Origin of the sequence: Limosilactobacillus pulli, from assembly GCF_947381555.1 — a bacterium.
GTDB lineage: Bacteria > Bacillota > Bacilli > Lactobacillales > Lactobacillaceae > Limosilactobacillus > Limosilactobacillus pulli.
Genome location: NZ_CANCWQ010000075.1, coordinates 1 through 859 on the forward strand (window position 1 = coordinate 1; position 859 = coordinate 859).

General features: G+C 51.7%; 1 protein-coding gene. It reads left to right on the forward strand.

All coding sequences use genetic code 11. From position 1 onward, the window contains the following. Positions 1 to 859, forward strand: an 859-nt coding sequence (locus tag QOS03_RS09185) for a Rib/alpha-like domain-containing protein (RefSeq protein ID WP_283576188.1), incomplete at both ends; no start/stop codon positions are given.

Below are 859 nucleotides of genomic sequence, written 5' to 3' on the forward strand. Positions count from 1 at the left end.
TCCAACCAGCGTAGTCACCAACCAAGACACTTTGCCAAAGGGGACAACGTATAGTTGGAAGACGCAGCCTAACACTGAGACGGCTGGGAAACCAGCTACTGGTCTTTTGCATGTAGCTTACCCAGATGGGTCAAGCGAGGACGTCCCAGTTACGGTCAATGTGAAGGCAAACAAGGATCAATACCAGCCAACGCTAATCACGCCAGCGGTTGATCAAAACGCGCCAGTTGATCCAACCATCGTAGTCACCAACCAAGACACTTTGCCAAAGGGGACAACGTATAGTTGGAAGACGAAGCCTAACACTGCTAAGGCTGGGCAACCAGCCACTGGTCTTTTGCATGTAGCTTACCCAGATGGGTCAAGCGAGGACGTCCCAGTTACGGTCAATGTGAAGGCAAACAAGGATCAATACCAGCCAACGTTAATCACGCCAGCGGTTGATCAAAACGCGGAAGTGGATCCAACCATCGTAGTCACCAATCAAGACAAGTTGCCAAAGGGGACAACGTATAGTTGGAAGACGAAGCCTAACACTGCTAAGGCTGGGCAACCAGCCACTGGTCTTTTGCATGTAGCTTACCCAGATGGGTCAAGCGAGGACGTCCCGGTTACGGTCAACGTGAAGGCAAACGCGGATCAATACACGCCAACGGTAATCACGCCACCGGCTGATCAAAACGCGGACGTTGATCCAACCATCGTAGTCACCAATCAAGACAAGTTGCCAAAGGGGACAACGTATAGTTGGAAGACGAAGCCTAACACTGCTAAGGCTGGGCAACCAGCCACTGGTCTTTTGCATGTAGCTTACCCAGATGGGTCAAGCGAGGACGTCCCGGTTACGGTCAACGTGAAG